At 45.7% G+C, this 26,254-nt stretch carries 25 protein-coding genes; 15 read left to right on the plus strand and 10 right to left on the minus strand.

The genetic code is table 11. The features are described from left to right. Positions 1-39 precede the first annotated feature (39 nt). From BIT28_RS22570 to BIT28_RS22580, 3 genes are all read left to right on the plus strand, one after another. Complete coding sequence (locus tag BIT28_RS22570; RefSeq protein WP_075767198.1) at positions 40-1,221, plus strand: HlyD family secretion protein; 1,182 nt, start codon at positions 40-42, stop codon at positions 1,219-1,221. Further along, positions 1,211-2,302: a DUF2955 domain-containing protein gene (locus BIT28_RS22575; RefSeq protein ID WP_083652073.1), complete on the plus strand. Its 1,092-nt coding sequence runs from the start codon at positions 1,211-1,213 to the stop codon at positions 2,300-2,302. Before BIT28_RS22570 ends, BIT28_RS22575 begins: the two co-directional genes overlap by 11 nt. A 389-nt stretch (positions 2,303-2,691) precedes the next feature. After that, positions 2,692-2,979, plus strand: a complete 288-nt coding sequence (locus tag BIT28_RS22580) for a DUF1496 domain-containing protein (protein ID WP_083652074.1) — start codon at positions 2,692-2,694, stop codon at positions 2,977-2,979. Between the two features lie 104 nt (positions 2,980-3,083). Here the strand turns inward: BIT28_RS22580 and BIT28_RS29685 are convergent, their stop codons facing one another. The 7 genes from BIT28_RS29685 to BIT28_RS22610 form a co-directional block, all read right to left on the minus strand. Beyond that, on the minus strand, positions 3,084-3,248 hold the full coding sequence (locus BIT28_RS29685) for a hypothetical protein (protein ID WP_175577586.1): 165 nt from the start codon (positions 3,246-3,248) through the stop codon (positions 3,084-3,086). A 363-nt stretch (positions 3,249-3,611) separates the two neighbouring features. Then, positions 3,612-3,911 carry a YfcZ/YiiS family protein gene (locus BIT28_RS22585; protein WP_075767199.1) on the minus strand — a complete coding sequence of 100 codons (300 nt, stop codon included), beginning with the start codon at positions 3,909-3,911 and terminating at the stop codon, positions 3,612-3,614. A gap of 124 nt (positions 3,912-4,035) precedes the next feature. Next, positions 4,036-4,383, minus strand: coding sequence for a hypothetical protein (locus BIT28_RS22590; protein ID WP_075767200.1), 348 nt, complete (start codon positions 4,381-4,383; stop codon positions 4,036-4,038). Between the two features lie 99 nt (positions 4,384-4,482). Beyond that, the gene (gene glpK / locus BIT28_RS22595) at positions 4,483-5,988 is read right to left on the minus strand and encodes a glycerol kinase GlpK (RefSeq protein WP_075767201.1); all 1,506 of its coding nucleotides are present in this window, start codon (positions 5,986-5,988) and stop codon (positions 4,483-4,485) included. A 20-nt stretch (positions 5,989-6,008) separates the two neighbouring features. Then, entirely contained in the window at positions 6,009-6,872 is an 864-nt protein-coding gene (locus BIT28_RS22600) for an MIP/aquaporin family protein (RefSeq protein ID WP_075767202.1), read from the minus strand. A 463-nt stretch (positions 6,873-7,335) separates the two neighbouring features. Then, on the minus strand, positions 7,336-9,261 hold the full coding sequence (locus tag BIT28_RS22605) for a RecQ family ATP-dependent DNA helicase (RefSeq protein ID WP_075767203.1): 1,926 nt from the start codon (positions 9,259-9,261) through the stop codon (positions 7,336-7,338). Positions 9,262-9,425: 164 nt separating this feature from the next. Next, positions 9,426-10,991, minus strand: a complete 1,566-nt coding sequence (locus tag BIT28_RS22610; protein WP_075767204.1) for a methyl-accepting chemotaxis protein — start codon at positions 10,989-10,991, stop codon at positions 9,426-9,428. 476 nt (positions 10,992-11,467) lie between these two features. Between BIT28_RS22610 and BIT28_RS22615 the strand changes: the two genes are divergently transcribed. From BIT28_RS22615 to BIT28_RS22640, 6 genes are all read left to right on the plus strand, one after another. Continuing rightward, on the plus strand, positions 11,468-13,111 hold the full coding sequence (locus BIT28_RS22615) for a methyl-accepting chemotaxis protein (protein ID WP_075767205.1): 1,644 nt from the start codon (positions 11,468-11,470) through the stop codon (positions 13,109-13,111). A 173-nt stretch (positions 13,112-13,284) separates the two neighbouring features. Then, complete coding sequence (locus BIT28_RS22620; RefSeq protein ID WP_075767279.1) at positions 13,285-14,259, plus strand: SPFH domain-containing protein; 975 nt, start codon at positions 13,285-13,287, stop codon at positions 14,257-14,259. Then, positions 14,256-14,708, plus strand: a complete 453-nt coding sequence (locus BIT28_RS22625; RefSeq protein WP_075767206.1) for an NfeD family protein — start codon at positions 14,256-14,258, stop codon at positions 14,706-14,708. Before BIT28_RS22620 ends, BIT28_RS22625 begins: the two co-directional genes overlap by 4 nt. Positions 14,709-14,992: 284 nt before the next feature. Further along, positions 14,993-15,625, plus strand: coding sequence for a class I SAM-dependent methyltransferase (locus tag BIT28_RS22630; RefSeq protein WP_075767207.1), 633 nt, complete (start codon positions 14,993-14,995; stop codon positions 15,623-15,625). 29 nt (positions 15,626-15,654) lie between these two features. After that, a complete protein-coding gene (locus tag BIT28_RS22635; protein ID WP_075767208.1) occupies positions 15,655-16,104 on the plus strand; it encodes a GNAT family N-acetyltransferase in 450 nt (149 codons plus the stop codon). A 657-nt stretch (positions 16,105-16,761) separates the two neighbouring features. After that, positions 16,762-18,306: a hypothetical protein gene (locus BIT28_RS22640; protein ID WP_075767209.1), complete on the plus strand. Its 1,545-nt coding sequence runs from the start codon at positions 16,762-16,764 to the stop codon at positions 18,304-18,306. A 61-nt stretch (positions 18,307-18,367) separates the two neighbouring features. Here BIT28_RS22640 and gloA read toward each other — a convergent pair whose 3' ends face one another. Further along, the gene (gene gloA, locus BIT28_RS22645) at positions 18,368-18,754 is read right to left on the minus strand and encodes a lactoylglutathione lyase (protein WP_075767210.1); all 387 of its coding nucleotides are present in this window, start codon (positions 18,752-18,754) and stop codon (positions 18,368-18,370) included. Positions 18,755-18,819: 65 nt separating this feature from the next. Here gloA and BIT28_RS29850 point away from each other — a divergent pair, with 65 nt between their 5' ends. The 6 genes from BIT28_RS29850 to BIT28_RS22675 all read left to right on the plus strand — a co-directional run bounded on the left by BIT28_RS29850 (position 18,820) and on the right by BIT28_RS22675 (position 23,570). Further along, positions 18,820-18,996, plus strand: coding sequence for a hypothetical protein (locus tag BIT28_RS29850; RefSeq protein ID WP_217696657.1), 177 nt, complete (start codon positions 18,820-18,822; stop codon positions 18,994-18,996). A 185-nt stretch (positions 18,997-19,181) separates the two neighbouring features. Next, positions 19,182-20,021 (plus strand): 2OG-Fe(II) oxygenase family protein, encoded by an 840-nt coding sequence (locus tag BIT28_RS22650; protein WP_075767211.1) that lies wholly within the window; start codon positions 19,182-19,184, stop codon positions 20,019-20,021. A 326-nt stretch (positions 20,022-20,347) separates the two neighbouring features. Next, positions 20,348-20,569 (plus strand): hypothetical protein, encoded by a 222-nt coding sequence (locus BIT28_RS22655; protein WP_075767212.1) that lies wholly within the window; start codon positions 20,348-20,350, stop codon positions 20,567-20,569. 410 nt (positions 20,570-20,979) lie between these two features. After that, positions 20,980-21,195: a hypothetical protein gene (locus BIT28_RS22665; protein ID WP_075767214.1), complete on the plus strand. Its 216-nt coding sequence runs from the start codon at positions 20,980-20,982 to the stop codon at positions 21,193-21,195. 220 nt (positions 21,196-21,415) lie between these two features. Continuing rightward, positions 21,416-22,870 (plus strand): ATP-binding protein, encoded by a 1,455-nt coding sequence (locus tag BIT28_RS22670; RefSeq protein ID WP_175577587.1) that lies wholly within the window; start codon positions 21,416-21,418, stop codon positions 22,868-22,870. Between the two features lie 7 nt (positions 22,871-22,877). After that, positions 22,878-23,570, plus strand: coding sequence for a response regulator (locus BIT28_RS22675; RefSeq protein ID WP_075767216.1), 693 nt, complete (start codon positions 22,878-22,880; stop codon positions 23,568-23,570). 82 nt (positions 23,571-23,652) lie between these two features. On the opposite strand, the gene BIT28_RS22680 is transcribed toward BIT28_RS22675, so the two are convergent. Beyond that, positions 23,653-24,549 (minus strand): DMT family transporter, encoded by an 897-nt coding sequence (locus tag BIT28_RS22680; RefSeq protein ID WP_075767217.1) that lies wholly within the window; start codon positions 24,547-24,549, stop codon positions 23,653-23,655. Positions 24,550-24,695: 146 nt separating this feature from the next. Further along, positions 24,696-26,102 (minus strand): amidohydrolase, encoded by a 1,407-nt coding sequence (locus tag BIT28_RS22685; RefSeq protein ID WP_075767218.1) that lies wholly within the window; start codon positions 26,100-26,102, stop codon positions 24,696-24,698. Between the last annotated feature and the right edge of the window lie 152 nt (positions 26,103-26,254).

The raw sequence follows: 26,254 nt of genomic DNA on the forward strand, positions 1-26,254 counted from the left end.
CATTGATGACTGAGTTAAGACTGTCAGCGGAGCCAATGTATGTCAGAAGAGAACATGCCGAATGTTCAGGCTGAACCCGGTGAGAGAATAGCGCCCAAAGCAGGAAAACCTAAGCGGGTAAAAAAAGAGCGTGTCGAAAAGCCCAAAAAAGACAAACCACCAGTCGATAAGGTCAAACGACTCACCGTAATAGTTTTACTGATCTGTATTGGGCTATTTGTGTTTTATGTGTTGGCTGATCGCTATATTCCGTCAACTGATATGGCAAGGGTGAGGGGCTATGTGATCCCGGTTACGCCTTTGGTTTCCGGTCGGGTAGTTGATGTGATGGTTGAGCCAAATGATGTTGTGCAGGCTGGTGCCCCGTTAGTTCGGATTGACCCGGCTGATTATCAGCTGGCTGTTCAGGAAGCAGAACAAGGCTTGGTGAAAGCTGGTCAGGGGGTAGGGGTGCAAACCGCCTCGGTAGCCTCTGCTCAGGCAAAGTTGTCGGATGCTCTGGCGAATCAGGCGCATGTTCGCACGCAGGCATCGCGTATATTGGCCATGGCGGAAAAAGGCATAATGCCAAAGGCCGAGGCTGATAAATCCCGGGCTGCATTAGCGAGCGCCAAAGCCCAGGTTGAAACGGCGCAGGCCAACCTCGAGCAGGCTAAAAAACAACTGGGGTCAACGGGTAAAGAAAATAGCGCCGTGAAGTCGGCTTTGCTTCAGTTACAAAAAGCGCAGATTGATCTTGAGCGAACGGTACTACGAGCACCGGCAATTGGCGGCGTCTCCAATTTTAGGTTGAATGAGGGCTTTTACGCTCAGTCTGGTCAGCCGTTGTTGACGTTCGTATCAGGTGAAGATGTCTGGATTGATGCCTATTTCCGCGAAAACAGTCTCGGTAATATGATTGTCGGCGATGAGGTTGAAATTGTCCTCGACTTTGCGCCGGGTAGAGTGTTCAAAGGCAAGGTGGCCAGCATCGATTGGGGGATTAGCTGGGGACAGAGTGAGCAGGCAGGACAGTTGGTCTCAGTGACTCCGCAAACGGGCTGGTTGCGGCAAACGCAGCGGTTTCCCGTTGCGATACGGTTTGATGATGATACCGCCCGTGGTTTTCGTCGTGTCGGAGGTCAGGCTGATGTCATTGTGTATACCCAAGACAGCTCGGTACTGAATATGTTTGGCCGGGTGTGGATCCGAATTATGAGCTGGCTATCGTATGTCAGATAATGATGAGCTTATAGGTCAAAATAATAGTAGTTCTAATGATAGGAGCCTGAAGGATAGTAACTCGAAAGCTAATAGATCGGATGAACAGCGGCGTTATTATCGTCGGGTTATCCGCTATGTAGTGGGAGTTGTTGTCGCATGCGGGTTGGCCTTTGGTATCGGCTGGGGGCTGTCATTCATCTTTCCGGTATTCTTGGCAAAATTCTTGGCTGACTATCCAATCTCAAATCGTGAGCGTTTTCTGCAACTATTGCTCGCTATGGTACTGACAGTACTGATTGGGCTCAGTGTCAGCATGGGCGTGACTCATTACCCAATGATCTTATTATTGCTGGTCGGTCTCTTGATGTTCTATGCCTATTATTTGTTTTTGGATCCGCAGTGGAATTTCTTTGCCACTATATTGTTGATCGCTGTTTTGTTATTACCTTATCTTGGCATCACAAATTCAGGGCTGGCGATATATGTCGGTTCTGGGCTCATTTTCTCGGGAGTAATGGCGGTTATTGCCTTTGCTGTTTTACATTTGTTGATGCCAGAAGAGGAGCTACAACAGGCTGCAAATTCCAATTCACCAGAATTACCTAGCCAGCAACAGCGTGTTCAAGAGGCAATTAAAGCGCTCATTGTTGCCTTTCCTGTAGTTGTCTTTTTTTATTATTTCCAGATTAACGGTGCTATTTTGACCATGGTTTTTATTGGCATTCTCTCTCTTCAAATAACTACGGTAAAAAGCATCAAAATCAGCGTGTTCCTGCTGTTAACCAACGGAGTCGGAGGTTTGCTTGCTCTGGTAATGTATGAGCTTATGGTGACAACACCGGAATTTTTGTTTTTATTGGCCCTGATGTCTTTAGTGTGCCTGGTTATTGCTGCTCAGATATACCAACAACCAGAAAAGGCGCCAATATGGGCTGGGGTGATGTCGGCGATGCTGGTGGTTCTGGGAGGTGTAATATCGTCAGATAGTAAATTCATCGATGTCAGCTTTTATGCTCGAATCGTGCAGATCATATTAGCATCTGCCTACATGATACTGGCATCATTTTTGTTTGATTTATGGCGTAGTCGTTTTAAGTGATTTTTTCATCCTCTATATACAGTTGTTGCGGTAATTATGACCTATTGCCAAATCTGGCGTTAAGAATGTACCTATTTGGGTCGCCTTGTAGGAATATACCCAAGCTACCTCAAGGTGCTCGTTTCAGCGAGAATTACTTGGCTTGTAGGCTAGGCACCGATTAGAAAATCTAGTGGCTCTAAATTAATAATCGGTAACAACGCATAGAAGCCAAGTAAACTCGCCCTTTGGGAGTGAGCCAGCGACCCCATTTCTGTGTCAAATAACGTTGAAAGGGAAAGCCATTCCTACCGTCATTTTCCTTGAACTGAGCTCGCTGGTCTCACTCTGAATCCTGCATCTTGAGGTAGCTTGGGTATATATAAGCGTAGATAGCAGAGGGGGCACGAATGAAATTTAGTCATATAAAGAAATGCTTGTGGGTATTATTGCTGCCAATGATGCTAGGTGGGTTCTCTGTTTCGGTGGCGAGCAAAGAGATCACCGTCAAGCATACGCCCGAAATCACCATACAACCTAGAAATGTGGGTAACCGAGTATGCCTATATGAAGGTAAGCATTATTCTCTGGGTGCAATCGTTGTAGTTGAGAACGTGGTATTGGAGTGCGGACCCGAGAACAGCTTTGAAACTAACGGGCGCTTGAAATGGCACAAAGTTGCCAAGGATGGGAAATAGGGCTTTCAAATAATATCAATGAGTTAAAGGCTTTAGCGGATATGAAAAGCGCAGTGCTGTAGCAACACTGCGCTTAAGAATACAGTTTCTATCAACAAGCGAAGTTAGCGGACCATACGACCCGAGTTTGGTGCTAGCTTGCCAGTACCGCCTTTGTGGTGCTCTGTCGTCGCCCCCATCTCTTGCATCAACAACTCTTTCATTGCTGCTGATTCACGAGAGTTGGTTGGCTTCCAGTTTGCAATTACTTTTGCTTTATTACTATTCATTGGACTATTCCTTTTCTTTCATATCATTGAGAACAAAGATATGTGCCATTTGATTCATAATATGCTGTCATTTTCATACAAAATGAGCTGTTTTGCCAGTACTAAATGCGCTTAAAGCATCCATGTGCGCATAGTTTTATACTACTGACAAAAGTATAACTTTGCATATCAGACCAGTTAGTCGGTTAATCATTCGTAATTGTCAGCAAATCAGTCGGTCAGCTGTAAAAATAGTCTGTTTTGATCGTAAAAAAGCCAATTCCGCATAGGAATTGGCTTTTGTGTGAAATTTAGAGTTTTGTATGGAAATTACATTAGCTTAGGCAAATATGTTTCTGCCTATCCATGGATTACCATTACTCTTTATTTAGCGAGTGAGCGACTTTTTAGTTCAAAAATCAGTTTCTCAGCACTGCATTCAAACTGGATACGGGCTACAAGCTCCTGACTGTCTTCAGCAAGCTGCGTTACTTCATGCTTGAAGTTGGCATTAACTTCTTTTGCCAGAGCAAGGTAGTTGTTTAGCTCAGCTTCCAGTGCGTCTTTACCGTTGGCATAGACACGAACTTCAGCGACATCGTCACCTTCTTTGATGATAAAGCCCATTTCTGCTGATACGCCACATGCTTCACAAGCTTGGTATTCTAGATCTTCGTTGGACATGACTTTCTCTTTATTCCCATGGATTTATGTGGGCTATTTTAAAACTTCGTGACCAAGATCGCTATTTAATAATGGTGAAAAGTATGTTTGTCGTATTGCCAGTGTTTTGCAGCATACAGGCCGGCTACTGAATCGTCCTGTTAAAGCCATGAATCATCTTATACTTGGCTTCTGCTTCACTGGTGGCGGTATCGCAGAGATTCATCAGTTCGTCATTGAATGGTTTGCCATTTTTTACCCGTTTCTTTACCTGAATTAGGAATGACCGCTCGGTTGATTCGGCAATCTTTAACATGGTGAGATCATGGTGCCGGTAACTTGTGATGAACTTCAGGGACAATAAGCTTGTTAAGGCGATGAACGAGCTGAGCATCACGATGGTCGGATGAGAAGAGTAGAAGCAAGAAATTAAGATGCTACAGCATAGGATTGTTTTGGCGACAATTTCGGCGATTTTTCTTCTCTTGTTCATATAGCGTTCCTTTTCATGCTTGCTTCAAATGAGCAATAGGTAGTAAGTGAAAAAGCCCATCACCTGGTAGGTGACGGGCTTAATAGTAAAATTGGTGGATTAGTGTTCGATCCAGCCTCTTGAACTGGCAACGGCACGTTTCCAGCCGGAATAGCGGCGTTCTCGTTTCTCCTGATCACCATCAGGGATGAAGAGACGATCTAGCTGCGCTTTTTCTTTCAGCTCGTCTAAGTTGTCCCAGAACCCAACAGCAAGTCCGGCAAGATAGGCGGCACCAAGAGCTGTGACCTCGGTGACGACCGGGCGGTGGACATTGGTATCGAGCAAGTCAGCCTGGAATTGCATCAGGAAGTTATTGGCAACAGCGCCGCCGTCTACTTTCAGGCTGTCGAGGCGAATACCGGAATCTGCCTGCATCGCATCAAGTACGTCGCGGGCCTGATAAGCAATACTTTCTAATGTGGCGCGGATAATGTGGTTGGCATTCACGCCTCGGGTCAGACCAACAATGGTTCCGCGAGCATAGGCATCCCAATACGGCGCGCCAAGGCCTGTAAATGCCGGCACAACATAGGCACCATTTGACGTTGCGACTTTTTCGGCAAAGTATTCCGTATCGCTGGCATCGGTGATCAGTTTTAGCTCATCACGTAGCCACTGGATAGATGCGCCAGCCATAAATACTGCACCTTCCAGTGCGTAGCTGACGTCACCTTCCGGACCGCAAGCCAGTGTAGTCAGCAGACCATTCGCCGAGGTGACTTTTGAATCACCGGTATTCATCAGCAAGAAACAGCCTGTACCATAGGTATTTTTGGCTTCTCCTGAGTGAACACACATCTGACCGAATAGGGCCGCTTGCTGATCACCTGCAATGCCTGCGATTGGAATACGGGTTCCACCTTTACCACCAAGGTTAGCCATGCCATATACTTCTGATGACTTTTTCACTGACGGCATCATGCTGAGCGGAATATCAAATTCTGACAGTAGCTTCTCGTCCCACTCCAGGGTGTTGATGTTGAATAGCATGGTGCGGGAAGCGTTGGTATAGTCGGTAACGTGTACCTTGCCCTGAGTCATTTTCCAGGTCAGCCAGGTGTCGACTGTACCGAACAGGAGCTCTCCAGCTTCGGCTTTTTCTCTTGCACCTTCTACATTATCCAGGATCCATTTCACCTTGGTGCCTGAAAAGTAGGGGTCTAGCACCAGCCCGGTATTTTCCTTGATATAGTCTTCAAGGCCACGAGACTTAAGCTCTTCGCAGATCTCGGCGGTACGGCGGCATTGCCATACAATAGCGTTGTAAACAGGCTTACCGGTTTCTTTATCCCAAACAATGGTGGTTTCACGCTGGTTGGTAATACCGATTGCTGCAACTTCATCGGTTCTGATCTCGGCTTTGGCCAACGCTTCAACGAGTGTAGAGCTTTGCGTGGCATAAATTTCGAGCGGATCATGTTCAACCCATCCGGCTGTAGGATAAATCTGGGTAAATTCTCGCTGTGCAGAGCTGACAACATTGGCATCATGGTCAAGGACGACAGCGCGTGAGCTGGTGGTTCCCTGGTCAAGCGCGACGATATATTTTTTCTCGGTAGTCATAGTGTTCTCCTTGTCTATGATTAGGCTTTGTCAGCAATTTCTGCAGTATTGATGTCAGCGTTAGATTGCGTTTTTTCTGCTTCGCTATTAGCTGCTTCCGGCAGGTAAAGGGCGATGGCTTTAGGGTATAGCCAGGCACCGAACGACGCGCCGATGATTGGGGCGAAGATAGGCACAATGAAGTAAGGGATGTCTTTACCACCAGTCAGGGCAACGTCACCCCAGCCAGCAAGAAAAGCAAAGAACTTAGGACCGAAGTCACGGGCCGGGTTCATGGCAAATCCGGTTAGCGGGCCAAGTGAGCCGCCGATGACTGCAATTAGTACTCCGATTAGCAGAGGTCCCATGGCACCGCGAGGAGCGCCGTTTTTATCGTCAGTAATACCAAGAATGGCAAACATGAGTACTGCTGTGATGACCACCTCGACAGCAAAGGCACCACCGAATGACAAAGCAGAGTGTGGATAGGTCGAGAAGATACCGGCCGTTGCCAGACTTGCTTCTGTGCCCCGAATAATTTGGTTTGTCGCTTCGTATTCAGTAAACAGGTTGCTGTACAGGAAGTAAACTAATGCCGCAGAGCTAAATGCGCCAAGTAGTTGAGCTGCGATATAAGGTCCCACTTTACGCTTGTCAAAGCCATGGAATAAGGCCAGCGCAATTGTGACAGCAGGGTTGATGTGGGCACCAGATACACCAGCGGTACAATAGATAGCGATGGTGACACCTAAGCCCCAGGTGATACTAATTTCCCATTGACCGAAATTGGCTCCAGCCAGCACAAGAGCGGCGACACATCCTACACCAAAAAATATCAGCAATCCGGTGCCGATAAATTCAGCGATGCATTCTCCGGCAAGTGTTTTTCTATCTTGATTACTCATGAGAGTTCCTCTTCATTGACGTATATTCGTCCTTGTTTGTTGTTCAGATGTTTCTCCTTAACATCTGTGCAACGGAATATATGTCAGAACTCGAACAAATGTACACAAACGAACGTATTAATTTTCGTTTTCGAGTTATTTGTGTGAAGGTGATCGCTCATTTGAGCATTTGTGTAATGATTGCGAAGGAAAAAGCAACACTCCTGTTTACAAAGTCGCCATGGTACGGCTATTGGCAAAGGAGCTTATATAGGGAGGTTATGTTATGAAATTAGTAGATAATAGCTGGAGTGGACATCTTAATTAACAGTGCATTTACTTTTTTGACGAGGTTGTGGGAAGAGGAGTTGAATCGCTATGTTGGTCTTTGCTCGATAACGAACATTCTGATCGGTTAAGTTAGGGTTCTTTGTTCTGTTGCCAAGTCTGCTGGCTTGGCAACAAGTGATTCTCAGTGGCAAATTTACACTAAATGTGGGTAGATGTTAGCGACCAGGGTCTGAGTTTGCCGGAAGGGATAGGCTTCCAGTTTGGCGAACCCACTCATCTGGCGGGCTTTTACTTTAGTATTCAGTGGTGATGTCATTCCGCACAAGAAGCGGGTGACGGCAGCAGATGATGGTTGTGAAGCGCACGCCGAGATAAAGGGATCACACCATGCTTTTAATGCGTTCTCAGAAACATCTGATAATTCAACGGTTCCCGGTAGGCTGGCTACATGTCCGCGGCATACCGAGCAATGTCCGCATTGTTGCGGAGCATTGTCATCGGCAAAATAGCCAGCAAGGGTAGAACTCAGGCACTGATCGCTTTCGAAGAAGCCCAACATACGCGTAATGCGCTCGATCTCGCTGTCCTCTTTTTTCCGGAAAAGCTCGTAGAGGCTCGCGGCTTGCTCCCGGATGTCGAAGTGAGGATTTTTGACGCGATAGACATCCGTCATTTGCTTGCTTTCAAGCTCGATCCAGCCTTTTTCACTGAAGTAATCGATGGCCGCTACTGCACGCTTTCGTTCAGTTTGGCTGCTTTGCCATAGAGCATCAAAGTCAACGGTGTGCCAGGTGCGGGCTTTGGGTGAACAGGCAAAAATATGGCTGACGAATTGGCGACGTTCGCCCTGAAATTGGTCGGTGATAAATTGCTGATCTTTGACCATTTTGAAACGGTAATCGGCAAAGTACGTATACTGCGGCTCAATGATCTGGTGCATCTCCAGATACACCAGCAGGGTTTTTAGCGGAAGCAGGCGAATGTTACTGTCTTTTGATAGCCGAGTTAACATCACTTCCCATTGTCCCGGACTGGCCTGTATCTGGCTCAGTACCGTTTCTATCGCTGCCTGATCGGGCGTATCGCCATAGACAAAGTTTTCAAGGACGTTCAGTCCCGACTTATTAGCCAGCAGGGTACAGTTTGAAGGGAGCCCGTCGCGCCCTGCTCGGCCTATTTCCTGACTGTAGTTTTCAATCGATTTGGGTAAATCATAGTGAATAACCTGGCGGATATCGGCTTTATCGATGCCCATTCCAAAGGCTATGGTGGCAATGATGCAGCTATGTTGCCCAGCCATAAAGGCGTGCTGGATTCGCTGCCGTTGTTCCGAGTCCATCCCGGCATGGTAGGCCTGGGCCTGGTACCCTTGTTGATTTAGCCAGCTAGCTAATTGCTCAGCCGTTTTTTGTAAAGTGACATAGACAATTGTTGGCTGGCCGACTTGTTGTTCCAGCTGGCTTAACAGTGCCTGTTGTTTGTTTTCTTCTTCTGTCGGGGTGATGGTCAAGTCGAGGTTGTGGCGGTAGAAACCGGTGACCACGACATTTTGCCTGTCGATAGCAAATTTCTGGCTCATATCTTCAATAACTGCCGGGGTCGCAGTTGCTGTCAGCAACAACACCTGAGGAATATTCAGCCACTGGCGATGGGTGGGCAGCTTGAGGTAGTCCGGGCGGAAGTTATGTCCCCACTCGGAGATACAGTGAGCCTCATCGACAACCAGCAGTGAGATAGGGACCTGTGAGATAAAATGGCGGAAGCGTTCGTTGTTTAGCCTCTCGACAGAGATCATCAGAACCTTTATTTCACCGTTTCTTACCCCCTGCATAACCTGCTGGCTCTCGTCCCAGCTTTGGCTCGAATCGATTGAAGCGGCTGGAATATTCTTGCTATACAGGAAGTCGAGCTGATCTTTCATCAGTGCCAGCAGAGGCGAAATAACCAATGTCAGGTGTGGCAATTGGACAGCAGGCAACTGATAACACAATGACTTTCCGGAACCTGTCGGGAATATCGCACAGGCCGACTCGCCGCTTAAGATCTGCGTGATGACCTCTTCCTGTCCCGGACGAAGGTGATCAAAGCCAAAGTAGTTTTTCAGTGTTTGCTGGTACATAGGTAAAGAGAACTCTTAGCACAAATGAAGGGTGATAATAACGTACCTGGGCGCTGGACAGTACCTAAGGTCGGTAAAAACGCAAAATAATCGGTGGGGATCGTAGGAAGCTGAAAAGTGTTGCTGCCTTAACGCATTAAACTGTGTTAAGGCAGCCGTCGCTGTTATTTTTCCTCGAAGCGTGCTGCCAGAAGGTGGAAGTCATTTACTTTATTCTTCAGGGTCGCGCTGCCTTGCTCTACCTGTTCGACTTCATCAAGGTTTTGCTGTGAGGCATCGGCGATCACATGAATATGCTGGCTAGTTTGCTCTGACAACTGCTCTTGCTCCGAAGCTGATGAGGAAACCTGACCAATCAGTTGGTTGATTTCCTGCATATTCTGTTCGACCAGCTCAAGGCATTGTGCGCCTTTGGCGGCGATATCGACACATTCGTTGGTTTTGTCCCGATTGTTTTCAATAACGGTCTGCCAGTCATTGATGGTTGCCATCATTTGCTCGATGCTGTTCTGGATTTGCTCGGTAGCCGTTTGGGTCCGGGATGACAGAGCACGTACCTCGTCAGCAACTACCGCAAAACCACGGCCATGTTCGCCGGCACGGGCGGCCTCGATGGCGGCGTTAAGCGCAAGCAGGTTGGTCTGATCAGCAATACCGCTGATTTCTGACATGACAGTGCTGACCTTATTGGCTTCGCTGCCGAGCTGGTGGGTTGCAGCCGTTGCCTGTTCAGCCTGGGCTGATAACGTCTGCAGGCTGCTTTGGGTCGAATCAAGCTGTTCACGGGTTTGATCGCAGTGAATGCGCGTCTCATCCAACAGGGTGTTGCTGTCACTGGCATGAGATGCAACCGAGCGCGCAGAGTCGGCAATGTCATTCATTGCGTTGGCAACACGATGAATGTTGGTGTTCTGGGTTGAGATCGCCTGGTTCACCCGGCTGGCCGATTCGCTGAGCTGATCGGCAAGATCATGTAACGGAGCCGCGGAATCCGTCATTCTTCCTAGTACAGTACGAATACGTGCTGAGGCCATTTTTATACGGTAGTCGGCAACGGAAAACTTATCGCTGCCAGAGAAAATGAGTCGGCTGATGCTGTCGTATCGCTTTTGAAGTTCTTTTAGGCGTATCGGGGTATCGAAGATTTCCTGACGGAACAATAGGCCGATAACAGCTAATGGTGTGAACATGAGGGCATTTTGCACGCTGATACCGTCATTGAACAGGTTGGCGGTAGCGGGCAAGACACATGATGCAGCCAGCGCACAGTACTTAAACGAATCAGGAAGAGAAAAGGCGGCTTTACGCCCACGCTGCTCCGCTTTCAATAATTGCTTATAGGCTGTAGTGGCAACCTTAACCCATTGAGATTTAGGTTTAACGCGGACTGATTGATAGCCTGTTACCTGGCCATTCTCATAAATTGGTGTGACGTAGGCATCTACCCAGTAAAAGTTGCCACTTTTTGCTTGGTTTTTGACAATACCGCGCCAGGCCTTGCCGTCCCGCAGGCATGACCATAAATCGGCAAAAGCGGCTTTAGGCATATCCGGGTGGCGAATAATATTGTGGTTTTGACCGATGAGCTCTTGTTCACTATAGCCGGCTACTCGGCAGAAAGATGGGTTGCAGTAGGTGATCACACCTTTGAGGTTGGTCGTCGAGACGAGTTGTTCACCTTCCGGAAATGTTATTTCGCTTGGATTTGAAAAGATGTTGCGAGCTGACATTTTAAATAAACCTGAAATGTACGGTACTTATTTAGAGGTACCTTGTTATAAATCAGGCTAATGAAAACATAATATGATAGGACGTATCAATATATTAATAGATTTTTGCTACCTAAGACTGCTTATGTCGTGTTTTTGACTGTTTATTTGCCAATTTTATGGCTATGTGCCTGTTGGGTTACGGTCATGTTGTGCGCTTGGTTACTGGCGAGAAAAGCAAAATCTTGCTTTTTTGCATGCTTACTGGCTTGAATTACTAGAGTTCCCTGTATTTCACTGTTTAATGTCTTTTTTGACTCTTTTGGGGGGATTGGGTCAATTTTTACCCAAATCTTTATTGCCTGAGTAAAAGAAGTGGAGTGTGTCCTATTTTATAAACGTGCGCATAGTTTTGCATATCAATAGGTAGTGGCATATACCCATAATCGGTATGGTTACCATACATCTCAACAGCTTAGAACAAGTCAGGAATAACAATGTTGTGGTTCAGAAATCTCTCTTTTCGTTGGAAGTTCATTACTCCGATAATGCTTGTCGTTACTTTGTTCAGTGGTCTGTTTGCGACGATTGTACTGGTCCTAAAGGATCAGGCTGACGCGAGTAAAATTCTTACAGATGAAATGCAGCCAGTACTTGAGCAGTTAGAGGATGGCTATCGCGATATCTATCAGGTGATTACTGCTGGCCAAGGGATGATTTTGTCGCAGCGCGATCCGGCGCAGTTGCAATATCATACCGAGGAGTTTAACGATAACAGTGCGAAGGCATTGTTGCGCTTTCAATCTCCGCAAGCGCTGATTGATAACGGCTTTCTTGGTGCAGAAAGCGAACAGACGTTGCAAAAACTGAACGCAAGTTATGCCAAGTGGTTACAGTATTATCAAACCATGATAGAGCAGCCTGATTTGGCGGGAATGTACTATCAGGAGCACAGAATACAGATTGAAGAGGACTTCAATACACTTCGGACTTCGCTGCTGGCGATACGTGATGAAATTCAGTTGGCACAGCTGGATTTAAAGCAGCAGCTCGTTGCTAAATCTGAACTGATTTCTTTAATCATTGAGGGTGGAATCACCGTCACCATTATCTTCTCAGCTCTAATCGCCTGGTTGGTATCACGTTTGGTCAGTGCGCCGTTGAAGCGTTTATCACTGGCGATGAACGATATTGCGGTCGGGCATGGTGATTTAACCCAACGCATTCAGGAAGACAGCAAGGATGAAATTGGTATGCTGGCCAACTCTTTTAATGAGTTTGTGTCCAGAATCCATATCATGATCATCGAAGTCGCGCTGACCTTGCAGGCAGTCCAGTCAGAAACGGGCCGTATACAGCAAGAAACTCTGGGCGTGGTGTCAAATGCCTCCCGTCAGCAGGGAGAAAGCACACAGGCTGCAACGGCGGTCAATGAAATGAGCGCGACCAGTGACACCGTAACAGAGCACGCCAACGAAGCCGCTCAGGCGACACAGAGTGCGAGTTCCGAGTCTCAGACTGCACGCGACATGTTGAGTGATACGGTTGTCTCTATTCACAAACTGGCAGAAGAAATTGAGTCATCAAGTGTCGTTATTAGCCATCTTGAGCGTGATGTGGGTAACATCGCTTCTATTCTTGATGTGATCAGAGGCATTGCGGATCAGACCAACTTGCTAGCGTTGAATGCCGCTATCGAGGCCGCACGTGCTGGTGAGCAGGGCAGAGGCTTCGCGGTTGTTGCTGATGAGGTTCGTACGCTTGCCAGCAAGACCCAGGACAGTACTGGCGAAATTCAGGTGATGATTGAGCGTCTTCAGCAAGGGGCAAGGGCGGCTGTACAGGCAATGGAATCGAGTCGTGAAAGTAGTACCTATACGGTACAGCAGGCCAACACAGCCAATGATTCTATTGATGCTATCAGCCAATCGATTAGCGTGATTAATGAAATGAACCTGCAGATAGCAGCGGCAGCTACGCAGCAAAGCCAAGTCAGCGATAGCATTAACCGTAACGTGCAGGAAATTGCTTCGATGAGTCATGATATGGTCGGCAAGGTCAAAACGACCGAGCAGGGTTTTGAGATGCTCACGACTCAGTGTGCACAACTTGAAGAGCTGGTGGGGCAGTTCCGTACCTAAAACATATCAAACCTCCAACTCGCGATAATCAACATCCGCCTTTTGGCGGATGTTTTCGTTTGACCGAAAATTAAGATTGATCAATATCTATATGAACTATCAATGACTTAAGATATCCTACCAGTAACTGAACATTGTTTGTAAAGGAGTGAGTCATGCCAGACATGCCGGCCATGCCATATGATACGTTAGTTACTGTAGGGATTTTCATTATTGTCGCGATTGTGTTCATTGCCTCCGGGGTGAAGACCGTTGCACAGGGGAATGAGTGGACTGTTGAGCGTTTTGGTCGTTATACCAAAACATTGCGTCCGGGGTTAAATCTGATTGTTCCTTTTGTTGATAAAATTGGTAATAAGATCAACATGATGGAAAGGGTGCTTGATATTCCTGCTCAGGAAGTGATTTCGCGTGATAATGCGAACGTCACCATTGATGCGGTCTGTTTCGTTCAGGTTGTTGATGCGGCAAAAGCAGCCTATGAGGTCAATGATCTCGAGCATGCGATTCGAAACCTCACTCTTACCAACATTCGTACTGTTCTGGGCTCGATGGAGCTGGATGAAATGCTATCGCAGCGTGACAGGATCAACAGTCAGCTGCTGACGATTGTCGATCAGGCGACTAACCCATGGGGTGTAAAAGTTACCCGTATCGAAATTCGAGATGTGCAGCCACCTGCTGATTTGACTGCGGCTATGAACGCGCAGATGAAAGCCGAGCGTAACAAGCGTGCCGAAGTATTAGAAGCGGAAGGTGTCCGTCAGGCCGAGATCCTGCGCGCCGAAGGTCACAAGCAATCAGAAATCCTTCGTGCCGAAGGTGACAAGCAGGCCGCAATTCTTCAGGCCGAGGCACGTGAACGTGCAGCAGAAGCGGAAGCGCGTGCAACGGCTATGGTGTCGGATGCGATTGCTCAGGGTGATTTGCAGGCCGTGAACTACTTTATTGCCCAAGGCTATACCGATGCACTTAAGTCTATTGGCCAGGCAGAAAATGGTAAAATTATAATGTTACCACTAGAAGCAACAGGCTTGATGGGATCAGTAGCGGGTATTGCTGAACTACTTAATCAGTCTAATCAATCCCAATCTAAGCTATCTCCGTCAAAGCAAGCTGAGTCGACAAGCAAAGGAACAAAAGCATGATAGCGCTTTTGGAGCAAGTGAACTTCTGGCACTGGATAGCATTTGGTTTAGTGCTATTGCTGCTGGAGCTACTGGGCACAGCCGGGTATCTGCTGTGGCTGGGCTTATCTGCGTTGCTGGTAGGCGCGATAATGTCGATGATACCGATGAGCTGGTCATTGCAATGGCTCACATTTGCCGTGTTCTCATTGTTCTCTACCTGGCTTTGGTGGCGCTATCAGCACCGAAAGGATCGTGTTGACGATCAGGGTAGAACGCTAAATCAACGTACGGAACAGATGATCGGCCAGACATGTATTTTGGAGCAGCCGCTTCCAGTATCACAGGGGCGCATCCGCCTGGGTGATACCTCTTGGTTGGCAAAAACCGATAAGCCACTTGAAGCCGGTACCTTAGTTGAGGTGGTTGCTGTCGAAGGTATTGTCTTGGTCGTGCAAGCCAAGCAATAAAGAGATAAGCGCAATAGCTAAACCGGGGCTGTGCTTGAGCACGGCCCTTTTTGTATGTATTGGTAGAACAGTACTATGCCTAAACTATTGCTTATTGGTCTTATTAGTATCGTTTCATATATTGGTAAATGTGGCATCTATTACAGATGGTAAGCATTGTTTTATGAAACAATTTGCCACGTTTACGTTCTGTGAAAGATAGTGTGTTAAACCATTCTATATGATGCCACTCAACGTTGCTTTATGTGTATTTATCACAAACACTGGTTTACAAGGAGGTAAGTTTGGACCAACAAGCATATTGGGATGAGCAATTTGAGGACAATGGCTGTGTCTGGGGGAGTCAGCCCAGCGTGGCGACGGATATTGCGATATCTCTTTTTAAAGACAATAACGCGCAGAGTGTTTTAATTCCCGGTGCAGGCTATGGAAGAAACAGTAAAGCACTTACCTCTGACGGGTTTGATATAACGGGTATTGAAATATCTTCTTCTGCCTGCCAATTAGCAGAGGGCTATGATCCGGCGATGACGCTGCTTAATTGCTCTCTTTTTGACGCCCCGTTGCCCGCTGAAGAATTTGATGCCGTTTTTTGCTTCGATGTCCTTCATCTGTTTCTTGAAGAAGAACGTCGTCGATTTATTGCCAAATGTGCAGATCTTGTAAAGCCAAACGGCCTTATGTTTTTTACGGTCCTATCGGAAAACGATGATTATTTTGGAAGTGGGGTTGAAGTAGAACCTGGCACCTTTGAAGTGAAAGCTGGAAAATATATTCACTTTTTTACAGCGGGTGATTTAAGGGATAGCTTTCAACGGTACTGTATTCTTCAAGAGGGGCAATTTAAAGACAGCGTCAAACATGCAAAACATGGCCTCAAAGAATATCAGGTACGATACATTTGTGTTCGAAAGTAAGTTCTTTATAGAAGCTCTAAAGAGGTGAAATGAAGTTTGTAGACTTAAAGAGTATAAACCTCGACAGATTAGTTGCCTTTCTAAACGAAAACGACATTAGGGCGCATTTAATCAAACATGCGTTGTATGACACTCAAACTGCTCAAGAATGGGTAAATAGCAAGCTGGCGCTTGATGCATTGGAGGGGTGTTATGTTCGTGCAATCGAAGTCGAAGGTTCATTAGCAGGCTGGTGTGGGATCCAACCCGATGACTCTGTTTATGAAATTGCTATTGTATTGCAGAAAAGCTGTTGGGGCATGGGTATTCCTGTATTCAGACAGTTATTGGAAACAGCCAAAAAGATGGGCCATAAAGAAGTCGTGCTTAACTTGCTGGACAGTAGGCCACAATATGAAAGCTTGCGTCGCCTGGCGAGTAAAGTAGAGAAAAGACATATTCATGGGGGCTGCTTTACGACGTATCATATTTTGTTGTGAGTCATGGTTTCTTCCAGCTGTCAGGTGTGAGTCAATCCGCGGTGAGATGTCTGAAAATGTTGCAAGGCATATCGCTGATTAACGTGTAGGTGATTTTATCTAAGTTAAATAGGCTCATTACATACTAGAATATAAAAATGAATGGTATATAAATAGAGTATATATCGTTTCTGCACTTCTTAAGCTATCTGGTCGACACTCCGAGTAAAGTATCGATAAGTGGCATGGTAAGGCTATGTGGGTAGTACTTACAGTTTTGTGTGTTTACATTAGCATCTAATGATGCTTGTATTAGTTGCTAAAAAAAATAAATAAAGCAGGATAATATCCCAACTATTTCCAAGGTTTTTTAGTTTTTGGTGGTTTGTATATTGTCAATGACTTGTGTTTTGGCTTTTTACCTCCGTATTCTGTAGGGTAAATATTGTTTGATATTCAATCTGTAGAGATTAATTTTGTTTACCATGATAACTTTAGTTAATGTGTTTGTTTTCTTTTTTTTTGGTAAGTTTACATTTTATTCTGTTAGCTCATCGAACTTGAGATTTTTCTCCTTCCCGTTTATAACTTTACATTCTCCAGATTTTCAGGTTTTGGCAATGTTCAGCTTGGTTTAATTATATTTTGGTGAAATACCACTCTAACAAGAAATAGATAATGAAGAAAATAACAATAGCTTATATTGTAGTCATCCAAATGCTTTATAGTTTACCCGCATTAGGCCAATTGATACTCCCCGTGAACAAAGCATGCGATGAGCAGTTTATTAATGACATGGTGTCACTTAAGACAACTAAACCCTCTAATTATTATTACTATCACTACATTGCTAGTGGGGGATGTCAGGGTGTGGAATTAAGTGAAGATCGATTTGATAGGATTAATAAGCACTTTGCTAAGTTAGGCAATTTGGATGCGAAATGGGCGTTGGGTGAAGGTTATAAAGAATTGGTTAAAAACGCTCGATTGGGTTCTATTGCAGCTAAAGGAAAAATTGTACAAGCGAATACAGTGCAAGAAACACCACACTTTAGCCGTGATAAAGACCTTGATGCATTGCAGCTATCTGATGAGATAAAACAACGCTATGTCAGTGAGATATTGGAGCTAGCCGAAAAGGGCGATATTCGCGCACTTCGTACTGCTTTGGTGTACTACCTATGGACGCCGCTGTCTCTTTCTGGTTCGGATACTGATGCCATTAAGGCTACCAATAGACTGAAAAATGCGCAACGTTTGGTTAAGCGTTTTGGTGATCAATACGGATGGCTAAAAATGCTTTACAAAATCTGGCTTTTAGAAGCGAAAGATGTGGCTTGGTGTACTCAAAGCTTTGAGGGAAAGCAATATACATCAGGTTTCGAAAAAGATCTGGAAACATTTAGTAGGCCATTACTTTGTAGCAGCGTTTTTGACAAAGAATTATATGAGCAGATTCGGCTTATGGATGAAGTCAGTCGGATACGTGACTTTAAGGAGCAACTAGTTTCGTTAGATGCCAACTTTACCGGCAATATGCAGGCTAGGTTAAAGAAACTGAAGGAATGGGATAAGGCGGCTAATCACATTGCACTGTTGGCATACTTTAACGTTCCGTTAGCCAAGGAAATGTTGGCGTTTATGCTAACTTCCTTGCCTTATGAGCCAAATCGAAATCTTGCAGGTTTTTACTGGATAGATTTGGACCATGAACCTTCCCCTTTAATGCGACTCATCAGTAGTGTGAATGGTAAAAATGGCTATAATATTAATAAAAAAATAACGGAGCAGGTTATACCAGAGATCTTGGCGAGCGAGAAACATTTTGGAATGAGTTACCTTTATCAAGGGAGGCTCGACGATTACTACAAGTTCACCTTAAAAAATGTGCTCCCTAAAGGAGATTTGCCAACACTATATAGTTTTTACTTAATGTTTAAATTCGAAGATAATACTCGTGCTTGGGCAATGATTAAAGCTCTGGAACAATACGATACCAATATGGCTAATCAGTTAGCTGCAGACTTCACTGCCAGCGGCCTTCACCAACCCGATAGGCTAGCTGTTGAAAAAGTAATGGCTGAAATCAAGCCTTATTTACCTGAAAGAAGCAAAGCCCACTACTCTCAGATAGATTGGCGTAGGGATATTAAACCATACTTGTTGTTACAGCTGTCATTGATGATTGAACAAGGAATAAGTAAAAATCAGAGAATTAAGTAAGGTATCTATCTCTACTCGTTTTGAAAATAAAACGCTAAAGGTGCTTAGTAAACTCTATGGCTTATTTGCTAACTTGGATGAGTTCAATTTGATAGCCGTCAGGATCGGTGATGAATGCAATGTGGGTCGAACCGCCTTTTACCGGGCCTGGTTCGCGAGTGACGTTGCCACCTTGCGCTTTGATCTTGTCACAGGCAGCATAAATATCGTCAACTCCCAGAGCCAGATGGCCGAAAGCATTACCCATCTCATACTGATTGGTGTCCCAGTTATAGGTCAGCTCGATAGTGGTACCTTCTGGCTGATCCTCATACCCCACAAACACTAGCGTATATCGGTATTCAGTGTTTTCTGTTCTGTCTAAAACGCTCATACCTAGCACCTGGGTATAGAACTCGATAGATTGGTCCAGATCAGTAACGCGAATCATGGTGTGCAAGAATTTCATAATTAGCCCTTAATACGCTTTTCCCGGCTCGCTCATAGGCCTTTTAATCCGGCTGCGTTGTGAAGATGGATGGTGACAAATCTGGCAGTGAAGATAGCGCGATTGGTCACGTTCGTAAAATTATGGTTTTTTATATTTTTAATAAATTAGCGTTATTATCTTTGCGTGCTGATTTTCGAAGTAAAGCCTTAGTCTGTGTGGGTATTGCTGCGCAAACGGTTAGGCAATCGATTGATTGTTGATCTGGGTAAACTGTGTGTTTCCAAAAAGCCTATGTTTCGAACTTGTTACAGACTGGTTTAGTCAATAAAATCCGCACTAATAATAACGATTTCATTGCTGATGAAGTGCCCCCTCAAGAGGGTAAGTAATGGGATCAATAAAAGTCTTCAGTCAAAACAACCAGTCAGCCAAAAGAAGAAGTACTATGAAATTGGAAGCAGTCGATTATACCGCCGCGAACGCCGAAGAGCTATTTGTCGAGTCATTACGCAATACCGGTTTTGGGGTCCTGAAAAATCACCCGATCCAGCAAAAACTAGTCAGTTCAATTTATGAAAATTGGAATGAGTTCTTCAACAGTGAAGATAAAAATGATTTCCGGTTTAATGTTGAAACTCAAGATGGTTTTTTCCCATCAGAAGTGTCTGAAATTGCGAAGGGTCATACCAAAAAAGACATTAAAGAGTACTTCCACTATTACCCTTGGGGTCAATGTCCTGAGGCGCTGAAAGCTGAGCTTCAGAACTATTATGACGAAGCAAACAAACTAGCCGCTGAGTTGCTATCATGGGTAGAGAAGCACTCGCCTGATGATGTTTCTAAACTGTATTCTCAGCCTCTTTCAAGCATGATTGACGGTAGTTCCCAGACCTTGCTACGAGTTCTGCATTACCCGCCGCTGAAAGGTGACGAAGAGCTGGGCGCTATCCGTGCCGGTGCCCATGAAGATATTAATCTGCTTACCGTATTACCTGCTGCCAATGAACCTGGTCTGCAGGTTAAGAGCAAAGAAGGGGAGTGGCTGGATGTACCGTGTGATTTCGGTAATCTGATCATCAATATCGGCGACATGCTACAGGAAGCGTCTGGCGGTTATTTCCCGTCTACAACTCACCGTGTTGTCAACCCGGAAGGGACGGACAAGTCAAAGGCCCGTATATCGCTTCCTTTGTTTTTGCATCCAAAACCAGAGGTTGTACTGTCTGAACGTCATACAGCAAATAGCTACCTCATGGAGCGCCTGAAAGAACTGGGTGTGATTTAAACCCTAAGTCCAATATTTTATATAGCCAACGCCAGTCTTTCATGACTGGCGTTTTTGTTTGTACTTCCGATTTTCTGTATACCCAAGCTAGCTTGGGTATAAACAGGAACTGTTAGTTTATTTCATCCCTATTTCTTACTTATTTTTCTCATAAAATAAACCTCGTCAATAGATTGTGATTTGCGTTCGATTGAAATGCGTAACGAAGTCGTTTTTTGCTGTCTGTCCGTGATATCCGGTGAGATACGAATTGTTGTGAACCCGTTTTAAAGTTTTTCTACGTAACTCTGTGTTAGGCAGGTCGTCCCTGTCATTAAGGAAATACAATGGCGAAATACATTGCACTAGCTATATCCTTTTTCAGCATTTACTTGGCTACGCGGTTAGCTGATTATTGGATGATTAGCTTTGCTGTGATTGGGTATTTTATCGTGGTTTTTGCTTTTATCCTGGATGCAAGCTCCAAGAGAAAACCTACGAAAAAACCGGTTTATATGACGCTCTATGATGACGATCTGTTAGCTCAGCATCCTCACAACGCAGACTAGATTGCAAACCAAAGTCATATTTAAAATTAATCGGGTATTAAGGAAGAAATGATGCCTAAGTATATTTCGTTGTTACTATCATTTATTTGCCTGTTATCTTCTTTGTATTTGAAAGAAATCATGCTGACAGCGATTTTCGTTACAAGCTTTTTTGCAATTCTATATGGCGTAATCAGAGATGAAATACAAACAAAGAAGAGAGCGAAAGCGTCAGTGTTTATTTATTATTAGTATGCTAATAACTTTCATGTAAAAATCCCCCTATATTTCAGGCGCTGGTCGCTTTTGGCTGGTGCCTGGAATATTCCCTTCCATATTGTTTGCACATTTCATCCCTAATTCTTACTAACTTCCTCTTTATTATGAACTCAAGTCGACAGCATAGGCGTTGTGATGATTGAGAGGACCCAATGACTAAATATATCGCATTGGCTATGGCATTGTTTAGTATCTATCTCGCTGTACGCTTAGAGGATTTTGGGATGGTTAGCTTGTCATTATTGGGCTATTTGGTGGTTATCGTCACATTCATTATCGATGCGTCAGCCAAGAAACTGTCTAAGCCGGTTTCACTAGATGCTGCATTTACAGATGACTTGATATCTTCATCATTTCGCAGGCACTAACGACTGAATACTCTGTGGTCAGCTAAGGAAGAAATCCATGGCGCCGAAGTGTTTTGCATTGCTTCTATCTCTTACGAAAAGTGTATCTCGTAATCGCTTGGTATATCTGTTTTTTCAAGCAGAAGGTATTCTAGTAAATAGACTGAACCTCAATAGAATGAATTCAATGTTACTTAAATTGTCTGGTATACAAAGGCATATACGATTCAAGGCGATTGCCATGATAGTGGCGACGACCTTGATTGGATCGGTCACACTGGTTGTTTTGACAAAAGCTTCAATGGACAAGGGCTTTCTTCGTTATGTAAATAGTGCAGAGCAGGCCAGGGTAGAGCAACTTACGACATTGTTAGAACAACAGTTGACGGGGTTTCTGGATAGCCGGGCAAGTCCTCATTACTGGTGGCCAACGCTAGTCAATTCGACAAGATCGCAAGAGTCTGAGCAATGGCGACGCCCGCCACCGCCTTCTCGTAATCAACAATGGGATTCTAGGCCGCCTAAGTTTGATGGAGCTTCTGATCATAGTCTTCCTCCGCCAAGGCCCGCAGGGTGGGCTCGTGGTAGCATTTCAATGGAATTTGAACAGCGCGTTATGTTATTGGATGCCAATAAGCATAGAATTATTGGTCCCCCCAATCACTCTGATGAGGTTTTGTATCCAATTTACAGTCAAGGTGAACTGATTGCCTATCTGGGGCACATTCCGCAGAAAAGCTTGGTTGAGGCAACAGAAGTTCAGTTTGTCGAAGAGTTTAATTTCAGCCTGCTTTGGATATGGCTAGTCTCTTGTGCTGTCACGTTGGCCGTCGCCTATCCATGGGCCAATTCCCTGATAAAAACTATCGAGGTCTTTAACAAGGGGGTTCGACAGCTTGCTCAGGGGACATACGGCTCTCGGGTAGCCATAGATCGAAAGGATGAACTAGGGCAACTTGCAACAGACATTAATCACCTGGCAACTGTGCTGGAGCGGAATGAACAAGCTCGTCAACAGTGGATAGCCGATATTTCGCATGAGCTTAGAAATCCAATTGCGATTATGCAGGCAGAAGTTGAGGCTGTACAGGATGGTGTCAGGGAGAATAACGATTCGACAATTAAGTCACTGCATTATAACGTGACGCACTTGTCTCACCTGGTCAATGACCTCTATGAGCTGTCGATGAGTGATATCGGTGCATTGAGTTATACAAAGTTTGAAGCCTCTCCTGTCGCCTTGCTGGAGCAGTGTGTTGATCTTTATCGGGATGCGTTTGACGAAAAGAGACTGAGCTTGTTACTGATTTTCCGTGGTGACCCTGATGTGATGAAAAACATGTCGTTGCAGATGGATCAGAACAGAATTCAACAGCTTTTCTCTAATTTATTGAAGAACTCATTAAAGTACACAGATGCCGGTGGTGGGCTTGAAGTTGTATGTAGTAATACGGAAGATAAACAGCTGGTTATCGAGTTTAATGATTCATCTCCTGGCTTGACTGATAACGATCTGGGGCAGGTTTTTGAACGGCTATACCGTGTAGACCCGTCTCGTCATCGCCATACAGCTGGTGGGGCGGGGTTGGGGTTGTCTATTTGCAAGAGCATAGCCGAAGCACACGGAATGACACTAACAGCTGGGCATTCCTCTCTGGGCGGGGTGAGTATGAAGGTGGTTATCACGTGGGAGTAAGAGTGTGATGGAACATATTTTAGTGGTTGAAGATGAAGTTCAACTGGCGACACTGACGGAAGACTATCTTAAGGCGTCGGGCTACCGGACGGATGCGCTGTATGAAGGAATACAGGTGATTGAGTGGGTGAAAGCCAATGACCCGGCTTTGATTCTGCTCGACTGTATGTTGCCGGGTAAAGACGGCGTTTCGCTGTGTCGGGAGATCAGAACATTTTCGAATGTGCCGATAATAATGGTAACGGCGAAAATTGATGAGGTCGATCGGTTAGTTGGGCTTGAAATTGGCGCTGATGATTACATTTGCAAACCCTGTAGCTTGCGGGAGGTGGTCGCCAGGGTGAAGGCGGTACTGAGGCGTCATGCTGTTATTCCGGAAAACTTCATTCAGGATCCTGTCTCTGAGGAACAGGAAGAGGTCTTGCATCTGGACAAAGCACGCTTCAAGGCGACGTTAAAAGGCTCTGATCTGGATTTAACGGCCGTAGAATTTGCCATGCTGGATATACTGGCAGCCTCACCGGGGCGGGTGTATTCCAGGGCGCAGCTGATGGAAGCGATATACCGGGACAACAGAATTGTCAGTGAGCGGACGATCGATAGCCATATCAAGAAATTGAGAAAGAAGTTCACCGAAGTTCAACCCGATTACGAGTTAATTCACTCAGTATATGGCGCGGGTTATAAGCTCGAATACTAGATGGTAGATCTAGGTGATAGCTGGTTGATATACTGCGCGAGTAAAAAAGGCAGCATCAGAGAGCTGCCTTTAATGTTATTGCCTAGCGGTGCCAGGGGGCTTTGAGCCGTTGACCGAACACATTGACAAGTGCGCCTGCCACAATCAGCATTCCGCCGAAATATGTCCAAACCGACGGCACTTCATGGAAGATCACCACACCAAGTATTGCCGAGAAAACAATCTGAACGTACGAGTATGCAGATGCCTTCCCTGCGGCCTGTGTCTGCATTGCCTTAGTCAGGCCTAGTTGCCCAACCTGGGTGAAGATCCCGACCAGAACAAGCAGGCCGGTTAAGTACCAGTCGGGTACCACAAAGCTATCGCCGATCAACAGCAGTGACATCGGCAGGGCGACAAGCGGGAAGTAGAAGATAATCACGGAGCTATCTTCTGTCTGGCTTAATTTACGGACAATGACGTACGCCACTGAGCTACCGAAAGCCCCCAGAATCGCCACCATGACGCTGAACATCGGCAGCTCAGAGGTGGCTCCCTCGACGGCTGCCGGGTTGACCATCACGAACAAGCCTAAAAGACACATGGCAATGCAGATAACTGTCGAGAAATGGACTTTTTCCTTGAGGAAAAGTACGGCCAGCAAGGCCGTAAAGACGGGGTGCACATACTGGAGAATTGTCGCTTCAGCCAGTGGGAGCGTGGTTACCGCATAATAGACACACATTAGCGCAAGGGTGCCAACGGCCCCTCGGGTAAACAGCAAGACTTTATTGTGTCCCCAAACCGAAATTCCTTTTCGTTTTACGTCCAGATAACTGATGATTAGAGATACCAAGGCCCTTGCCGCGACAATTTCAAAGACAGGGATACCATAGTTGCTGACGTATTTTACGCAAGCAGACATAAGCGCAAAGCCAAGTGCTGAGAGCATCATATAGCGAACGCCGAGAGGGATATAAGAGCCGAACGAGTTAGACATAACGAAGGTAATTAGTTGAAGTTGGTCGCACTTTACCACAGAGCGCGTTTAAAACATAAATCGTAGCGAGATGAAAAAAGAAAGGGCGGTATTGCTACCGCCCTGATTAGATTTAACTATTGCTAGTTGTTCAGCAAGCAATACAGTTATTGGACAACTTCGCCGCTTTCTACCACTGTCTTGCGTACTTTGTCGGCGAACTTTAAGGCTTCTTCGCGAATAGCGTCTTCATCGACGGTGAGCATGTTACGGTCTTCCATTAGCAGCTTACCGGCAACAATGGTGTGCTTGACGTTTGTCGCATAGGCCGAGTAGACCAGCGCAGAGTACGGATTGTAAACCGGTACCATGTTTGGTGCCGTGGTATCGATGATGATGATATCAGCCAGCTTGCCCGTTTCCAGTGAGCCAATAGTGTCTTCCATGTGAAGGGCACGTGCTGCACCGATAGTCGCCATTTCAATCACTTTCATTGGTGGCATGGCTGCGCGGTCTTTATTGACCAGTTTGTGTACTTTGGCCACCTGGTTAAACTCATCGATGGTGCTGATGGTGTTTCCTGACATTGGTCCGTCAGTCCCCAGGCCGATGCGAAGACCATCGTCAAACATTTTCAGTGCCGGTGAAACACCCTTGGCAGATTTAATATTGGCACTCATGTTGTGAGCAATACCGACATCATGCTTTTTCAGCAGGGCAATATCATTGTCGTCCACATTGATCACATGGGCACCGACAAGGTTCGGAGTCAGGGCCCCGATATCAGCCATATAGCCGACAGGCGTTTTGCCGCCGCTACGTTCTGCAATTACCTGATTTTCTCGCTCAGATTCGGCAAGGTGGATCATCACCGGTACGTCGTGCTCAAGCGATAGCTTGGTGATTTTCTGCAGTGTTTCGGTGGTATTGGTGTATGGCGCATGCGGAGCAAAGGCTGGTGTGATACGTGGGTGATCTTTGTATTCTTTAATGAAGTCCAGCGCGTACTGGATGCCTTCGTCGGCATTGGCAGCATCGGCAACCGGGAACTTGATCACGGTTTCGCCCAGTACGGCACGCATGCCGATTTGATCAACGGTTTTGGCAACTTCATCCTCGAAATAGTACATGTCGGCATAGGTGGTGACACCGCCTTTGAGCATTTCGACATTACCCAACTGCGCCCCGATACGGACCATGTCACGAGAGACCAGCTTCTTCTCCAGCGGGAAAATATAGCGGTGCAGGCGATCAGGCACATCGTCGGCCATTGAGCGGAAGACCGTCATTGAAACATGGGTGTGGGTATTGATAAGCCCCGGCAACACGATATCGCCATTGGCATCGATGACTTTTGCGGCCAGGTAATCTTTGACATCAGAGCCGTCGGTAACGGCGAAGATTTTATTTTCTTTAACGGCGACCAAACCATTGTTGAAAACGGTTTTCTCCTGATCCATGGTCAGGACAGTGGCATTTTTAATCAGCAAGTCGACCTTTTCGAGCGCAAGAACTGATGTGCTGGCGAGAGAAGTAGCGGCTAAAGAGACGGCAATAAGTGTTTTTTTAAACATCAATGACTACCAAAAAACGATAACGGTATGCAGATGATACTCTCAGATCATGTCTTGAAAATCAGTATTGCATAATTACCTATCCAAATGTGATTGATGTCACCTTTCTTGCTGGGTTGAAATTTGTTTTGTGTAAGAAAACAGCGCTATAT

This window comes from Photobacterium proteolyticum (assembly GCF_001939735.1).
GTDB lineage: Bacteria > Pseudomonadota > Gammaproteobacteria > Enterobacterales > Vibrionaceae > Photobacterium > Photobacterium proteolyticum.

Excerpts from the sequence above, each read along its gene's own strand:
- BIT28_RS22675 (WP_075767216.1), top strand. The coding sequence starts at position 22,878 with ATGGAACATATTTTAGTGGTTGAAGATGAAGTTCAACTGGCGACACTG.
- BIT28_RS22625 (WP_075767206.1), top strand. The coding sequence starts at position 14,256 with ATGATAGCGCTTTTGGAGCAAGTGAACTTCTGGCACTGGATAGCATTT.
- BIT28_RS22650 (WP_075767211.1), top strand. The coding sequence starts at position 19,182 with ATGAAATTGGAAGCAGTCGATTATACCGCCGCGAACGCCGAAGAGCTA.
- BIT28_RS22610 (WP_075767204.1), bottom strand. The coding sequence starts at position 10,991 with ATGTCAGCTCGCAACATCTTTTCAAATCCAAGCGAAATAACATTTCCG.
- gloA (WP_075767210.1), bottom strand. The coding sequence starts at position 18,754 with ATGAAATTCTTGCACACCATGATTCGCGTTACTGATCTGGACCAATCT.
- BIT28_RS22640 (WP_075767209.1), top strand. The coding sequence starts at position 16,762 with ATGAAGAAAATAACAATAGCTTATATTGTAGTCATCCAAATGCTTTAT.
- BIT28_RS22635 (WP_075767208.1), top strand. The coding sequence starts at position 15,655 with ATGAAGTTTGTAGACTTAAAGAGTATAAACCTCGACAGATTAGTTGCC.
- BIT28_RS29685 (WP_175577586.1), bottom strand. The coding sequence starts at position 3,248 with ATGAATAGTAATAAAGCAAAAGTAATTGCAAACTGGAAGCCAACCAAC.
- BIT28_RS22600 (WP_075767202.1), bottom strand. The coding sequence starts at position 6,872 with ATGAGTAATCAAGATAGAAAAACACTTGCCGGAGAATGCATCGCTGAA.
- BIT28_RS22605 (WP_075767203.1), bottom strand. The coding sequence starts at position 9,261 with ATGTACCAGCAAACACTGAAAAACTACTTTGGCTTTGATCACCTTCGT.
- BIT28_RS22670 (WP_175577587.1), top strand. The coding sequence starts at position 21,416 with ATGATAGTGGCGACGACCTTGATTGGATCGGTCACACTGGTTGTTTTG.
- BIT28_RS22585 (WP_075767199.1), bottom strand. The coding sequence starts at position 3,911 with ATGTCCAACGAAGATCTAGAATACCAAGCTTGTGAAGCATGTGGCGTA.
- BIT28_RS22590 (WP_075767200.1), bottom strand. The coding sequence starts at position 4,383 with ATGAACAAGAGAAGAAAAATCGCCGAAATTGTCGCCAAAACAATCCTA.
- BIT28_RS22580 (WP_083652074.1), top strand. The coding sequence starts at position 2,692 with ATGAAATTTAGTCATATAAAGAAATGCTTGTGGGTATTATTGCTGCCA.
- BIT28_RS22680 (WP_075767217.1), bottom strand. The coding sequence starts at position 24,549 with ATGTCTAACTCGTTCGGCTCTTATATCCCTCTCGGCGTTCGCTATATG.
- BIT28_RS22665 (WP_075767214.1), top strand. The coding sequence starts at position 20,980 with ATGACTAAATATATCGCATTGGCTATGGCATTGTTTAGTATCTATCTC.
- BIT28_RS22615 (WP_075767205.1), top strand. The coding sequence starts at position 11,468 with ATGTTGTGGTTCAGAAATCTCTCTTTTCGTTGGAAGTTCATTACTCCG.
- BIT28_RS22575 (WP_083652073.1), top strand. The coding sequence starts at position 1,211 with ATGTCAGATAATGATGAGCTTATAGGTCAAAATAATAGTAGTTCTAAT.
- glpK (WP_075767201.1), bottom strand. The coding sequence starts at position 5,988 with ATGACTACCGAGAAAAAATATATCGTCGCGCTTGACCAGGGAACCACC.
- BIT28_RS22655 (WP_075767212.1), top strand. The coding sequence starts at position 20,348 with ATGGCGAAATACATTGCACTAGCTATATCCTTTTTCAGCATTTACTTG.
- BIT28_RS22620 (WP_075767279.1), top strand. The coding sequence starts at position 13,285 with ATGCCATATGATACGTTAGTTACTGTAGGGATTTTCATTATTGTCGCG.
- BIT28_RS29850 (WP_217696657.1), top strand. The coding sequence starts at position 18,820 with ATGGATGGTGACAAATCTGGCAGTGAAGATAGCGCGATTGGTCACGTT.
- BIT28_RS22685 (WP_075767218.1), bottom strand. The coding sequence starts at position 26,102 with ATGTTTAAAAAAACACTTATTGCCGTCTCTTTAGCCGCTACTTCTCTC.
- BIT28_RS22570 (WP_075767198.1), top strand. The coding sequence starts at position 40 with ATGTCAGAAGAGAACATGCCGAATGTTCAGGCTGAACCCGGTGAGAGA.